This window comes from Mesorhizobium sp. M8A.F.Ca.ET.165.01.1.1, assembly GCF_004792065.1.
Taxonomy (GTDB): Bacteria; Pseudomonadota; Alphaproteobacteria; order Rhizobiales; family Rhizobiaceae; genus Mesorhizobium.
Window position 1 is genome coordinate 289,968 of record NZ_SRTH01000003.1, and the last position, 12,053, is coordinate 302,020.

The window sequence follows — 12,053 nt, forward strand, 5'->3', positions numbered from 1 at the left end:
GAGGGGCTATGTCGGACGTTTCGTTGATGGTGAACGGCAAGCGGGTTGGCGGTGTCGTCGAGGATCGAACACTGCTCGTCCATTTCCTGCGGGAGAATCTCGGCCTGACCGGCACCCATGTCGGTTGCGACACCTCGCAGTGCGGAGCCTGCGTCGTCCATGTCGACGGCAAGGCGGTCAAGTCCTGCACGATGCTCGCGGTCCAGGCGTCCGGGTCGACAGTAGTCACGATCGAAGGTCTCGCCAACGGCGCTGACCTGCACCCCGTCCAGGCGGCCTTCAAGGAATATCACGGTCTGCAATGCGGCTTTTGCACGCCAGGCATGATCATGGCTGCAACCGACATGATCAACCGCCATCCCGAAGGCCTCGACGAGGCGACGGTGCGGGCAGAACTCGAAGGCAACATCTGCCGCTGCACCGGCTACCACAACATCGTGAAGGCGATCCTGGCCGCATCGAAGACGATGTCGAAGAGCGCCGCGAAGGGCAAGGCGAAACAGGCAGCTTAGGCAATAGGCAATAGGCAATAGTGAGTAGGGCAAACATCGATATGACCACGAGCCCTTCCACTACTGCCTAACCCCTACTGCCTATCCCCTAAATTCGGGAGGAATTTCCATGGGCATCGAAGGCGTTGGCGCTCGGGTCGCGCGCAAGGAAGACAAAAGGTTCATCACCGGCGCCGGCCGCTATGTCGACGACATGGTGGTTCCCGGCATGAAGCATGCGGCCTTCGTGCGCAGTCCGCACGCCCATGCGCAGATCAAGAAGATCGACGTGAAAACGGCTCAGGGCATGCCGGGCGTCATCGGCGTCTTGACCGGCAAGGAACTCAAGGCCGACGGTATAGGCAACCTCATCTGCGGCTGGATGATCCATTCCAAGGACGGCTCGCCGATGAAGATGGGCGCATGGTCGCCGCTGGCCGTCGACAAGGTCCGTTATGTCGGCGATGCCGTCGTCATCGTCGTGGCCGAGACCAAGGGCCAGGCACGCGATGCCGCCGAGGCGGTCGAAATCACCTACAAGGAACTGAAGGCGGTGGTCGATGCGACCAAGGCGCTCGAAAAGGGCGCGCCCCAGGTCCATGCCGAGGCCGAGAACAACCTGATCTTCGACTGGGAGATCGGCGATGCCAAGGCGACCGATGCCGCCATCAAGGCGGCAGCGCACGTCACCCGCATGAAGATCGTCAACAACCGGCTGGTGCCCAACGCCATGGAGCCGCGCGCCGCACTTGGCCATTACGACAAGGCCGAGGATCATTACACCTGCTGGACGACATCGCAGAATCCCCATGTCGCGCGACTGGTGATGAGTGCTTTCTACAATGTCGCGCCCGAAAACAAGCTGCGCGTGATCGCGCCGGATGTCGGCGGCGGCTTCGGCTCCAAGATCTATATCTACCCGGAAGAGATCGTCTGCCTGTGGGCCTCGAAGAAGACCGGCGTGCCGGTCAAATGGGTCGCCGATCGCACGGAGAGCTTCCTCACCGACGCCCATGGCCGCGACCATGTCTCGACGGTGGAGATGGCTTTCGACAAGAACAACCGGATCACCGGGCTGAAGGTCGACACGATCGCCAATCTCGGCGCCTACATGTCGCTGTTCTCGTCCTGCGTACCGACCTATCTCTACGCCACGCTGCTGTCGGGCCAGTATGACATCCCGGCCATCCACGCCAATGTGCGCACCGTCTACACCAACACCGCTCCCGTCGATGCCTATCGCGGGGCAGGGCGGCCGGAAGCCACCTATCTGCTGGAACGCACCATGGAGGCCGCGGCACGCGAACTCGGCGTGTCTCCCGCGGAGCTGCGGCGCAAGAACTTCATCACGACGTTTCCGCACCAGACACCGGTGATCATGAACTACGACGCCGGCGACTATGCGACCTCGCTCGACGCGGCGATGAAGACCGCCGACTATGCCGGCTTTGCCGCGCGCAAGGCGGATGCGGCTGGGAAGGGCAAGCTGCGCGGCATTGGCATGAGCTGCTATATCGAGGCCTGCGGCATCGCGCCGTCGGCGGCGGTCGGCTCGCTTGGCGCCGGTGTCGGCCTGTGGGAATCGGCGGAAGTGCGGGTCAACGCCGTCGGCACGATCGAAGTGCTGACGGGCTCGCACAGTCATGGCCAGGGCCATGAGACGACATTCGCGCAACTGGTCAATCAGCGCTTTGGGGTGCCGATCGACTCGGTTTCGATCGTCCATGGCGACACCGACAAGGTGCAGATGGGCATGGGCACCTACGGTTCGCGTTCGGGCGCGGTCGGCATGTCGGCAATTGCCAAGGCGCTCGACAAGGTGGAGGCCAAGGCCAAGAAGATCGCGGCCCATCTGCTCGAAGCCGACGAGGGCGATATCGTCATCGAGAATGGCGAGGTCAAGGTGGCCGGGACCGACAAGAGCCTGCCGTGGTTCCAGGTGGCCTTGGCTGCCTATACCGCGCACAATCTGCCGGCCGGCATGGAGCCAGGACTGAAGGAAACGGCGTTCTACGATCCGGCGAACTTCACCTTCCCGGCGGGCTGCTACATCTGCGAGGTCGAGATCGATCCGGAAACCGGAACGACGGAGATCGTCCAGTTCGTGGCGGCGGACGATTTCGGCAACATCATCAATCCGATGATCGTCGAAGGCCAGGTGCATGGCGGTATCGCCCAGGGCGTGGGGCAGGCGCTGCTGGAGGGGGCTCACTACGACGCCAGCGGCCAGCTGCTGACGGCAAGCTACATGGATTACACCATGCCGCGCGCCGGCGACCTGCCGTCGTTCAAGGTCTCGACGTCGAACACGCCATGTCCGAGCAACCCGCTCGGCATCAAGGGCTGCGGCGAGGCCGGTGCCATCGGCTCGCCGCCGGCGGTGATCAATGCCATCACCGATGCCATCGGCATCGCCGACATCGCCATGCCGGCCACACCGTCGACTGTGTGGGCCGCGATCCGGGCCGCGAAATGAGTGAGTAGGGAGTAGTGAGTAGCGAATAGGGCACCGTGTCACCTCCGGCGGCCATTCCCTGCTCCCTACTGACTGCTCACTACTGCCTGACCACTTAGGGGAGGATCCCATGTACGCAGTCAACTATCACCGTGCCGCCTCGGTCGCTGAAGCCGCCAAGATCGTGAAAAATGGGGACGCCAAGCTGCTATCGGGCGGCATGACGTTGATCCCCGCCATGAAGACGCGGCTGGCGGCCCCTTCCGATCTGGTCGACCTGTCACGCATCAAGGAGTTGCAGGGCGTCAAGGTGTCCGGCAAGACGGTCACGATCGGCGCTGCCACCACGCATTTCGACGTCGCCAATGACGAAAAGCTGCGCAAGGCCTGCCCGGCGCTTGCTCATATGGCGTCGCTGATCGGCGACCCGGCGGTTCGCCACAAGGGCACGATCGGCGGCTCGATCGCCAATAACGATCCGGCGGCGGATTATCCGGCGGCGCTGCTGGCGCTGGGCGCCACCATCATCACCAACAAGCGCGAGATATCAGCCGACAAGTTCTTCAAGGGGTTGTTCGAAACCGCCTTGAAGGATGGCGAGATCATCACGGCGGTCTCCTTCACCGCTCCGGCAAAGGCCGCGTACGAAAAATTCCGCAACCCAGCCTCGCGCTACGCGATCGTCGGCGTGTTCGTGGCCAAGGGCAAGGACGGCGTCAGTGTTGCCGTCACCGGCGCCGGCGACGACGGCGTTTTCCGCTCGAAGGAGATCGAGGCGGCACTCGCCAAGAGCTTCGATGCCGCTTCGCTCAATGGCGTGAAAGTGCCGGCCAAGACCCTGATGAGCGACATCCACGCTTCCGCCGACTACCGCGCCAATCTGATCGCGGTCATGGCCAAGCGCGCGGTGGCGGCAGCCAACGCCTGACGCAAGATCGATTGCGGACAAAAAGGGGCTGTCGCGGCCCCTTTTTCTTTCCTTGCGCCTGTAGCTGCCCAGACCCCCGGCGCTGCGTCCCATCCTCTGCTTGAAGCAATTGCGGCCCATGCTTGCTCGGGAATCGCATTGGCGACAATCTCGCACTTGCACAAATTCATATTGCACTGCAGTATGGGTTGGGGCGGGAATGCGAGCCGGGTTCGGAATCCTTACCGCCGTGCCCTTTCGCATGCCAATGCGAAGGGATCGGCATGTCCGAAATTTCCGCGACCCATTTGGTTCCGTCCCGAGCGATCGCCGACCGATCGGCGGCCAGGACAAGGCTGGCCTATCTCGATGGCTGGCGCGGCCTGTCGATCGCCCTGGTGCTGATCGGGCATTTTTTCCCCATTCCCGGCATCAATCTGGGCGTGCTGGGCGTCGAATTCTTCTTCGTGCTCAGCGGCCGGCTGATGGCCGAAATCCTGTTCATCGAACGCTATCCACTGAAGAAATTCTTCAAACGCCGCTTCTCGCGCATCTATCCGGCGCTTCTGGTCTTTGTCGTCCTCGCCATGGTCGCGCTCTCCGGCACGTTCATCGGCTTCAAATGGAAGGCGGCCGTGACGGCGCTGACATTCAGCTACAACTATGCGGGAATTCTCCTGAACCGGGCCGGCGCGCTCGACCACATCTGGTCGCTCTGCATTGAAGAGCATGCCTACATTATCCTGGCGGCGATCAGCGCAATCGTTGCCAGCCGAAGCCGTGTCGTGCCGCTGCTGCTGGTCTTGGCTGCGCTGGCCATGGCCAATGGCGCGGCTTCCTACTGGTTCCTGCACATGGACTATGAAACCACATACTGGCGCACCGACGTGCACATCGCCTCGATCCTGCTGTCGGCCGCGATCTGCCTGCTCAAGGCCGACGGCAAGCTGCCGTCCTTGCTGAAGGGACCCTATGTCGCCGTTGCGGCGGCTGCCGGCGCGGTCTTCCTGTTCATGGACGCCGTGCCGACACCGATCCACTACCTGGTCGCGGTGCCGTTGCTGGCGATTGCCGTCAACGCGCTGGATTTCAGCACGAGGTTCTTGTCGGGATGGCTGTCATCCTTGCCGATGACGACACTGGGCCTGTGGTCGTATTCGCTCTATCTGTGGCAGCAGCCCTTCTACAAATTCGTCTACGATCAGGGCACCAACCCATGGCCGATGCTGGCCGGCGTCTTTGCCTGCGCGCTCTGCAGCTACTACCTCATCGAGCGCCCGGCGCGTGAATGGCTCAACCGCAATTGGTGAGTGAGCGCCGCCGATGGCGAGCGCCACCGGATCAGGCGGCGATCCGCCTGACGTAATAACGCACCGCTTTCTTGCCGCCGTGGATCACCGCGTCGCCGACTTCGGCGAAGCCGAGGGCGGCGTGGAAGGCGTCCGAGGCGGGGTTGGGCGGGTCGGTGTTGACCTCGCAGGTGACCAGCGTGTGGCCGGCGCTCTGCGCATGGTCGAACAGGTCCCGATAGAGCAGGCGAGCATGGCCGCGGCCTCTTGCATGCGCCGCCACGACGACGCGGTCGACATAGATGAAGTGTTCGTAGCGCTCGCGGAACCAGACGAAGTTCGGGCTGTCGTAGTTCGCATCCTGGTCGAAGGTCATGATGAAGGCTTCGAGATCACCGATGCGGCGCGCATAAAATGCCTCGCCGAGCAGGAAGGACAGCCGTTCGGCTTCGAGCCACGACAATTCGGCGGCGTGCTCGTTGTTGAGCGCCAGAATGGCGGCTTCGTCGTCCTGCGCTATGCAGTCTATCGGAGGGGTCATGCCTTGGCCGCCGTGATCGTCGCCGCCACCAGCGGTGTATCGGTCAGTGTGTTGCGATACTCGCGGTCGAGATCGGAGCCGCCCATGCCGACCTTGGGATTGCGGTAGCGCATGGCGCTCGGCACGTCCTTGAGGGCGGCGAAGTGCATTTCGGCCAGGCCGGTCCTTGCGCGCACCTCGGCGATGTTGCCGAGATCGAGCCCGCCACAGCCGAGGATGATGATGCGCCCGTCGGCCTGACGCACCAGATCCGCCAGCAGTGGCAAGCCCTCGATCGCGGTGTCGCGCTGGCCGCTGGTCAGCACACGGCCAACCTTGCAGCGGATCAGCGCTTCCAGCGCCTCGGCCGGATCGCGCGTCATGTCGAAGGCGCGGTGGCAGGTGACGTTCAAGGCGCCTGCGGCCTCGGTCAATTCGCCCATGCGCTTCTCGTCGATGGTGCCGTCGGCGTTCAGGCAGCCGAACACCACGCCGGGCACGCCGAGTTCGCTGAGCGCGGCGACATCGGCGAGCATCGATCGGTATTCGGTCTCGCTGTAGAGAAAATCGCCGCCGCGCGGCCGCACCATGACGTGGAACGGCACGGTCGCCTGGTCGAGCGCTGCGCGCACCGTGCCGAGGCTGGGCGTAATGCCGCCCTCGACCAGGCTGGCGCAGAGTTCGACTCGGTCGGCGCCGGCGGCCTGCGCGGCGAGCAGGCCATCGATGCCTTCGACACAGATTTCGATCAGCGGCGGGCGAGTTTGCGTGGTCAAGAGGCGATCCAGTTCATCATGTTGTGGAGAGCCCTAGCACCACGACGGCTGACGCGAAAGCGTGAACCTACGCCGCCATTTGGACCAGATGGCAGATTCCATTCTTGACTGTTGCATAACTGCATGGTTATGAGTAATGTATAGCTGGCAGGTTATTGATTGCGCGTGCGTGGCGCGACGACAACAACGAGAGGAGCAAGGCATGACGGAAACCAAATCGATCGTCGTCGAAAGGCTGATCCCATATTCGGCGGAAAAGATATGGCGCGCACTGACCGTGCCAGCACTCGTCGGCGAATGGCTCATGCAGAATGACTTCGCGGCGCAAGAGGGGCATCGCTTCACATTCCGCGCGACGCCAGTTCCCGGATGGTCTGGCGTGACGAACTGCGTGGTGCTGAAAGTCGAGGTGCCGCGGCTGCTGGCCTACAGTTGGGGCGATGGGACGGAATCGGACAGTGGGTTGAAAACCGTGGTGACATGGTCACTGACGCCCGACGGTGTGGCGACCCGGGTGCGAATGGAGCAGTGGGGATTCCGGCCGGCCGACGAGCGTGGCTATATCGGCATGGGAAGTGGCTGGCCGCGCATTCTCGAACGGCTCGAACAGGTTACCGCAAAACAGGCCTGATACGCGGCGGGCAGCCAACAGTTTTCATCAAGTTCGAAACCCTGGATGCGAGTCGTCCGGGCCGGGAAAACACGCCCGGAGAAACAATTCAAAAGGAGAACGACCATGCAAGCAAGGATCAAGAACCCGGTGATGCTCATCCCCGGTTCGGTGCAGGCGCTGCTGGCGCTGGACAAGTCGACCGAGGCGGCCGACGTGCCCTATGTGACGCGCAAGCTCATTCATCTGCGCGCCAGCCAGATCAACAACTGCAGCGTGTGCGTCGACATGCATGCGCGCGAACTGAAGAAGGCCGGAGAAAAGGACGAGCGCATCTTTGCGCTGGCGGCATGGCGCGAGACGCCGTATTTCACTGACGCCGAACGCGCGGCATTGGCGCTGGCCGAAGCCGGCACCAGACTGGCCGACCGGCCGGACGCGGTGCCGGACGATGTCTGGGACGAAGCGGCCCGCCATTATGATGAAAAGGCCCTTGCCGCGCTGGTCATCCAGATCGCGCTGATCAACGCCTTCAACAGGCTGAACGCAGCGACCCGGCAGCCGGTTGGCGCCTGGGGCTAAGCGCTGGGGCTGCCGCGAGGCGAGGGGCGGGCGGCGCATTGCCTTCCCGCCCTCGGGGCACCTGCAGCCTGGCGGCTACTGGCGCAATTCCGTATTCTTGGCGCCTTCCTCGACCTGATCGATCACCAGGAGCTTGACCGGCCCATCGCCAATGTTGGTGGCCTGGTGCCACTGCCCGATCATTTCGACGATGAAATCGCCGGTCTTGTAGGTGTTGCTGTTGCCGGTCTCGACATTGGTGACCTTCAGCTTTCCAGCCTGGACATAGGCGTAGCGCGGGAAGGGATGGCGATGGACCGGCAAGGTCGCGCCGGGCGCGATGTCATAGGTCGAGACCAGCACCTGCACGTTCTTCTGCGGCAGCGTGATCGGCTGGCCGGATGCCGTGGTGGTGCGTGATGCGAGCGGCGTCACGACGACCGGGGTTCCGCCGCTGTCCAATGCATGAGCGCCGGTCGCGAACGACGCTGCCGTGAGCAGCAATGCCGATACCAGGATTTTCCGCATGATGTCCTCCCTTGACCGAACGCATCTATCGCGCGGCGGCGGCAGCGTGCAAGGAATGCTTTCACCGCAAAAGTCTGGCGCATGCCCGATCTTGAATGGCCGTGGTGCCGCTCCGAAAATTTTTTTGGGCGACCTCTTGAACAAAAAAACCGTGATTCCCAGATCGTTTTCCGTCGAGGCTTCGGCTCGACATACCGCGCCGCAGCAGCGCTGCGGCGACCCGTAAACCATGTTGCTTCACGGAGGATATGGCTATGAGAAGCTTTGATTATTCCCCTCTTTACCGCACCACCGTCGGCTTCGACCGGCTGTTCGACATGCTCGAAAACAGCGTCCGCTCCGACTGGCCTCCCTACAACATCGAGAAGAATGGCGACAACGACTATCGCATCACCATGGCCGTCGCCGGCTTCGGTCCTGACGAAGTGGACCTTGTGCAGAACGGCCCTGAATTGTCCGTAATCGGACAGAGGAAGCCTGATCAGCAAAATCTGGAAATCCTCCACCGCGGCCTGGCGATAGGCAACTTCAAGCAGGTGTTCAAACTTGCAGACCACGTCAAGGTCAAGGCGGCCAATATCCATAATGGCCTGCTGTCGGTGGACTTGGTCCGCGAAGTGCCCGAGGAACTCAAGCCTCGGCGCATCGAGATCCGCTCCGAAGCCAGAGCGGTTTCGCTTCAGGAGAGCGGCAGCAAGCAGTCCATGGATGCAGAGCTGCAACGCAAGGTCGCCTGATACTGGCAACCTCAGTCTGTGGTCCGCCTCCCGGCCTGGCCGGGAGGCACAGATCGCGGAGAATGGAGATGAGATACGAATCTGACTGTGTTCATGAATTCAGACTGACAGATCACGCAGAGGAATTCGCTGCCCTGCGTACGCCCGAGGACGTCCTGAACGAGGACATGACGGTCGGCGAGAAGAGGGCTTTGCTCGCCTTCTGGGCTTCAGATGCCAATGCGGTTCCTGACAATCCCACCCTACGCCAATTGGACAGCGGTGCCATTGCGCAAGTCAGCGAGATTCTTCTTGCGCTCCACACCCTGGACGAGATTGGCCGCAAGCCGCCGGCCAGGGCACCGTTTGACCGCAGTCCGTCTTCAGGCCGGCGTCGAAACAAAACGAGGCGTAGCTGGCTGCGATACCCCTGGCGGGATGACGATGACGATGATCCGCCGCCGGTTCCGGCCTATGCCGGTGTCCCGCCCAGATGTGGAGATGGCGGCATGTTCGCGGAGCCTGAGCATGCCGTTGCGTGAAAAGCTGAACCAGCAAACCAAATCGCTCAACCGAATGGAGGACCATATGGGCGACAGGACGTTCGATCGACCAGTGTTGGTTAGGAATGGTCAGTTCATTCAAGAAATAGGAAGTCTTGATCACGCATTCGATTTCCTGGACGAGTGGCCGCGGGAACGTCGGGGCCCGATTTTCGAGACGGCCTTCCGGGCTTGCCAGCGTGCTTACGACGGTCAGATACCCCTGTCGGTCGCGCGCGATGCCGTCGCTGGGTTCGCGAGATCCGTCAAGATCCTGCAGGAGCCGCTTGCTCCGCTTCCCTGGATGAGCGGCACCAAATCAGGCCGCGGTGGGGTAGCCGCCTAGCTGGGGCAACGGCAGCGGCCAGAAGTGTCGCTGCCACAGCCCGTCAAGGCGCTCCTCTTAGGCAATCGGCCTTTCCGGGGCTCCGACTGCAAGAAGATCAATCTCAGCCTCGTCTTCGCCGGCCAGACCGTTGGCATCAAACAGGTCGAAGACCATATCTGGCTGGCGAGCTTCATGGCCTACGATTTGGGATACTTCGATGATGAGACATGCAGGCTCGAACCACTCCAAAACCCCGTCGGGCCAAAAGTGTTACCCATGTCTCCGGTATAAACCGTAACCTATGTGTCCGGAACGGACCTTGGAAATGTTGGCTCCCCGGGCCGGATTCGAACCAGCGACCAACCGGTTAACAGCCGGTTGCTCTACCACTGAGCTACCGGGGAACGGAGGCTCTTTGAGCAAGTGGCGCAGCCTATAGCAAACCCGTTTCGGCTTTGCAAAGAAGCATTTCGCATTTTTCCGAGACTTTTTCGCGCAGCGGTTTCTCGCAATCGGCCTTGGCCGCCCTCATATTAGCCGTCTTGGCGACGGCACGGAACCGAAAGGGCGGTCGCGGCTTTTCGTAAAATGACATTATCGAGCCCCCAGACAGGCAGTTCTTCGCGATGACGGCAGCGGACGAAAACCGGATAGCAGCACGAAAGATCTCGGTTTTCGGCCGCGAATTCACCATGCCGCAGTCGCGCGGTCTCAGAATCACGATCGGCGTGCTTTTGACCATTGGCGGCATTCTCGGTTTCTTGCCGATCCTTGGGTTCTGGATGGTGCCGCTCGGACTGCTGGTGCTCTCCTACGAATTTGCCATGGTGCGCCGCCACCGGCGCCGCTTGGTCGTCTGGTGGGAGCGGCGACGCCGGCCGGATTGAGCGGCCGATACATCTGGCATGGCGGTGGTCTCCGAAGAGAATCAATTCTGGCGCTGTTTCTCCGTGCCAGGTTCCTCCAAATCCGGTTGCGTGCCTGCCTTCAAATCCTCGCTGATCTGCTTCAGGACCGCGGAAGCCGAGGCCAGACGCGCGCGGTCACGCGGTGAAAGCCTGCCTGTGCCTTCTATTCTCAGGCAGTTGATGGCGTAGCGCACCAAGTCCTCGGACCCCAGCAGCGGCACGTTTTCCGTTCCGTTCGTTTCGTCGTTCGGTTTGGCCAGGGTCATGGCGCAGTCCTCCCGGTTTCACAACGCAAGCCGGAGCGCGGAGTTTCGCTCGATCATCCGCCATGCTTAACGGATTGCGAAGTGAGCGGGTGGCTATGACGGCGAACTGACAGGGCCGCAGCCGGCGCAGACGAAACCGTTCGGAATACGTCGTGGCCGCTTGACGGCTTTTTCGCCGCAACCTATTGGAACCGGGTGGAACGCCGGGAGCAACGAGGCCTCGTGGCGGAGTGGTTACGCAGAGGACTGCAAATCCTTGCACCCCGGTTCGATTCCGGGCGAGGCCTCCAATACCCGGGCTCCCGCGCGTCAGCGCCGGAGCCTGAAGTTCCGGTCGACATGAACCGCGATTCTGACGCGGCAAGCAGATTGGTTGGGACATGAGCGCTGATTTCTCCGAACTTCGCGTCAAGATGGTCGATGGTCAGGTCCGCACCACCGACGTGACCAGCGCGCCGCTGCTCGACGCGTTGCTTTCCGTGCCCCGCGAGGTTTTCGTCGGCGATCGCCAGCGCGATCTCGCCTATATCGACGAGGACATCCGCATCGCAGACAGCGCCGATGGCTCGCGCTACCTGATGGAGGCTTCGCCGCTGGCCAAGCTGATGCAACTGGCCGAGATCAGTGTGACCGATTCGGCGCTCGATGTCGGCTGCGGCACCGGCTACGCTTCGGCGATCCTGTCGCGCCTGGCGAGGTCCGTCGTGGCGCTCGAAAGCGATTCGGCATTGGCGCAAACCGCCGCGTCGACCCTGTCCAGCCTGGGCTGCGGCAATGTGACCGTGGTCCAGGGCGCTCTGGCGCAAGGCCATGCGGCGAAGGCGCCGTACAATGTCATCTTCATCGGCGGCAGTGTCGCCAAAGTGCCGGCGTCGCTGCTCGACCAGCTCGCCGAAGGCGGCCGCCTGGTTGCGGTCGAGGGTCAGGGCAATTCGGGCGTGGCGCGGCTTTTTTTCAAGGCGGGGGGGGTTGTAACCGGGAGAAGGGCATTTAATGCGGCAATTAAGCCACTACCCGGATTCGAACGTGAGCATGCTTTCGAATTCTGAATGATTTGGCCTTGCAGCAAAGGCTTTGTCATGGTCGCTTGCATTTGAACGATCGTTGCTGATCCCAGACTGGGGGCACTTTGGGCTGAGCAACAGGGAACATGAAA

At 62.1% G+C, this 12,053-nt stretch carries 16 protein-coding genes and 2 tRNA genes; 13 read left to right on the top strand and 5 right to left on the bottom strand.

Features of this window, described 5'->3' with window-relative positions; all coding sequences use genetic code 11:
- Positions 1–8 precede the first annotated feature (8 nt).
- The 4 genes from EN808_RS10670 (at position 9) to EN808_RS10685 (ending at position 5,163) form a co-directional block, all read left to right on the top strand.
- A complete protein-coding gene (locus tag EN808_RS10670) occupies positions 9–512 on the top strand; it encodes a (2Fe-2S)-binding protein (protein WP_135915752.1) in 504 nt (167 codons plus the stop codon).
- Positions 513–621: 109 nt separating this feature from the next.
- Complete coding sequence (locus tag EN808_RS10675) at positions 622–2,967, top strand: xanthine dehydrogenase family protein molybdopterin-binding subunit (RefSeq protein ID WP_135915753.1); 2,346 nt, start codon at positions 622–624, stop codon at positions 2,965–2,967.
- Between the two features lie 109 nt (positions 2,968–3,076).
- Positions 3,077–3,874 carry a xanthine dehydrogenase family protein subunit M gene (locus tag EN808_RS10680; RefSeq protein ID WP_135915754.1) on the top strand — a complete coding sequence of 266 codons (798 nt, stop codon included), beginning with the start codon at positions 3,077–3,079 and terminating at the stop codon, positions 3,872–3,874.
- Between the two features lie 263 nt (positions 3,875–4,137).
- Positions 4,138–5,163, top strand: a complete 1,026-nt coding sequence (locus tag EN808_RS10685; RefSeq protein WP_135915755.1) for an acyltransferase — start codon at positions 4,138–4,140, stop codon at positions 5,161–5,163.
- A gap of 31 nt (positions 5,164–5,194) precedes the next feature.
- Here EN808_RS10685 and EN808_RS10690 read toward each other — a convergent pair whose 3' ends face one another.
- Positions 5,195–5,683, bottom strand: a complete 489-nt coding sequence (locus tag EN808_RS10690) for a GNAT family N-acetyltransferase (RefSeq protein ID WP_135866812.1) — start codon at positions 5,681–5,683, stop codon at positions 5,195–5,197.
- Positions 5,680–6,438 (bottom strand): copper homeostasis protein CutC, encoded by a 759-nt coding sequence (locus EN808_RS10695; RefSeq protein ID WP_189521750.1) that lies wholly within the window; start codon positions 6,436–6,438, stop codon positions 5,680–5,682. The genes EN808_RS10690 and EN808_RS10695 overlap by 4 nt, the downstream gene beginning before the upstream one ends.
- A 202-nt stretch (positions 6,439–6,640) precedes the next feature.
- On the opposite strand from EN808_RS10695, the gene EN808_RS10700 reads away from it, so the two are divergent.
- Complete coding sequence (locus EN808_RS10700; RefSeq protein ID WP_135915757.1) at positions 6,641–7,069, top strand: SRPBCC domain-containing protein; 429 nt, start codon at positions 6,641–6,643, stop codon at positions 7,067–7,069.
- Positions 7,070–7,174: 105 nt separating this feature from the next.
- A complete protein-coding gene (locus EN808_RS10705) occupies positions 7,175–7,630 on the top strand; it encodes a carboxymuconolactone decarboxylase family protein (protein WP_127872673.1) in 456 nt (151 codons plus the stop codon).
- Between the two features lie 75 nt (positions 7,631–7,705).
- On the opposite strand, the gene EN808_RS10710 is transcribed toward EN808_RS10705, so the two are convergent.
- Entirely contained in the window at positions 7,706–8,137 is a 432-nt protein-coding gene (locus tag EN808_RS10710; protein WP_135915758.1) for a cupin domain-containing protein, read from the bottom strand.
- Between EN808_RS10710 and EN808_RS10715 the strand changes: the two genes are divergently transcribed.
- From EN808_RS10715 to EN808_RS10730, 4 genes are all read left to right on the top strand, one after another.
- Positions 8,136–8,363, top strand: coding sequence for a hypothetical protein (locus EN808_RS10715; RefSeq protein ID WP_135915759.1), 228 nt, complete (start codon positions 8,136–8,138; stop codon positions 8,361–8,363). The two genes, EN808_RS10710 and EN808_RS10715, sit on opposite strands and share 2 nt — an antisense overlap.
- A gap of 28 nt (positions 8,364–8,391) precedes the next feature.
- Positions 8,392–8,874 (top strand): Hsp20 family protein, encoded by a 483-nt coding sequence (locus EN808_RS10720; RefSeq protein WP_135916026.1) that lies wholly within the window; start codon positions 8,392–8,394, stop codon positions 8,872–8,874.
- 68 nt (positions 8,875–8,942) lie between these two features.
- Entirely contained in the window at positions 8,943–9,395 is a 453-nt protein-coding gene (locus EN808_RS10725) for a hypothetical protein (protein WP_135915760.1), read from the top strand.
- 46 nt (positions 9,396–9,441) lie between these two features.
- Positions 9,442–9,741 carry a DUF982 domain-containing protein gene (locus EN808_RS10730; RefSeq protein ID WP_127872729.1) on the top strand — a complete coding sequence of 100 codons (300 nt, stop codon included), beginning with the start codon at positions 9,442–9,444 and terminating at the stop codon, positions 9,739–9,741.
- A 311-nt stretch (positions 9,742–10,052) separates the two neighbouring features.
- Here EN808_RS10730 and EN808_RS10740 read toward each other — a convergent pair.
- Positions 10,053–10,127 (bottom strand) — tRNA-Asn (locus EN808_RS10740).
- Positions 10,128–10,349: 222 nt separating this feature from the next.
- On the opposite strand from EN808_RS10740, the gene EN808_RS10745 reads away from it, so the two are divergent.
- Positions 10,350–10,610: a hypothetical protein gene (locus EN808_RS10745; protein WP_127872671.1), complete on the top strand. Its 261-nt coding sequence runs from the start codon at positions 10,350–10,352 to the stop codon at positions 10,608–10,610.
- A gap of 41 nt (positions 10,611–10,651) precedes the next feature.
- Here EN808_RS10745 and EN808_RS10750 read toward each other — a convergent pair whose 3' ends face one another.
- Entirely contained in the window at positions 10,652–10,897 is a 246-nt protein-coding gene (locus EN808_RS10750) for a hypothetical protein (protein WP_135915761.1), read from the bottom strand.
- A 216-nt stretch (positions 10,898–11,113) separates the two neighbouring features.
- On the opposite strand from EN808_RS10750, the gene EN808_RS10755 reads away from it, so the two are divergent.
- Both EN808_RS10755 and EN808_RS10760 read left to right on the top strand, forming a co-directional pair.
- Positions 11,114–11,187 (top strand) — tRNA-Cys (locus EN808_RS10755).
- A 90-nt stretch (positions 11,188–11,277) separates the two neighbouring features.
- On the top strand, positions 11,278–11,946 hold the full coding sequence (locus EN808_RS10760; RefSeq protein ID WP_135915762.1) for a protein-L-isoaspartate O-methyltransferase: 669 nt from the start codon (positions 11,278–11,280) through the stop codon (positions 11,944–11,946).
- Positions 11,947–12,053 lie beyond the last annotated feature (107 nt).

Excerpts from the sequence above, each read along its gene's own strand:
- EN808_RS10670 (WP_135915752.1), top strand. The coding sequence starts at position 9 with ATGTCGGACGTTTCGTTGATGGTGAACGGCAAGCGGGTTGGCGGTGTC.
- EN808_RS10675 (WP_135915753.1), top strand. The coding sequence starts at position 622 with ATGGGCATCGAAGGCGTTGGCGCTCGGGTCGCGCGCAAGGAAGACAAA.
- EN808_RS10680 (WP_135915754.1), top strand. The coding sequence starts at position 3,077 with ATGTACGCAGTCAACTATCACCGTGCCGCCTCGGTCGCTGAAGCCGCC.
- EN808_RS10685 (WP_135915755.1), top strand. The coding sequence starts at position 4,138 with ATGTCCGAAATTTCCGCGACCCATTTGGTTCCGTCCCGAGCGATCGCC.
- EN808_RS10690 (WP_135866812.1), bottom strand. The coding sequence starts at position 5,683 with ATGACCCCTCCGATAGACTGCATAGCGCAGGACGACGAAGCCGCCATT.
- EN808_RS10700 (WP_135915757.1), top strand. The coding sequence starts at position 6,641 with ATGACGGAAACCAAATCGATCGTCGTCGAAAGGCTGATCCCATATTCG.
- EN808_RS10705 (WP_127872673.1), top strand. The coding sequence starts at position 7,175 with ATGCAAGCAAGGATCAAGAACCCGGTGATGCTCATCCCCGGTTCGGTG.
- EN808_RS10715 (WP_135915759.1), top strand. The coding sequence starts at position 8,136 with ATGATGTCCTCCCTTGACCGAACGCATCTATCGCGCGGCGGCGGCAGC.
- EN808_RS10710 (WP_135915758.1), bottom strand. The coding sequence starts at position 8,137 with ATGCGGAAAATCCTGGTATCGGCATTGCTGCTCACGGCAGCGTCGTTC.
- EN808_RS10720 (WP_135916026.1), top strand. The coding sequence starts at position 8,392 with ATGAGAAGCTTTGATTATTCCCCTCTTTACCGCACCACCGTCGGCTTC.
- EN808_RS10725 (WP_135915760.1), top strand. The coding sequence starts at position 8,943 with ATGAGATACGAATCTGACTGTGTTCATGAATTCAGACTGACAGATCAC.
- EN808_RS10730 (WP_127872729.1), top strand. The coding sequence starts at position 9,442 with ATGGGCGACAGGACGTTCGATCGACCAGTGTTGGTTAGGAATGGTCAG.
- EN808_RS10745 (WP_127872671.1), top strand. The coding sequence starts at position 10,350 with ATGACGGCAGCGGACGAAAACCGGATAGCAGCACGAAAGATCTCGGTT.
- EN808_RS10750 (WP_135915761.1), bottom strand. The coding sequence starts at position 10,897 with ATGACCCTGGCCAAACCGAACGACGAAACGAACGGAACGGAAAACGTG.
- EN808_RS10760 (WP_135915762.1), top strand. The coding sequence starts at position 11,278 with ATGAGCGCTGATTTCTCCGAACTTCGCGTCAAGATGGTCGATGGTCAG.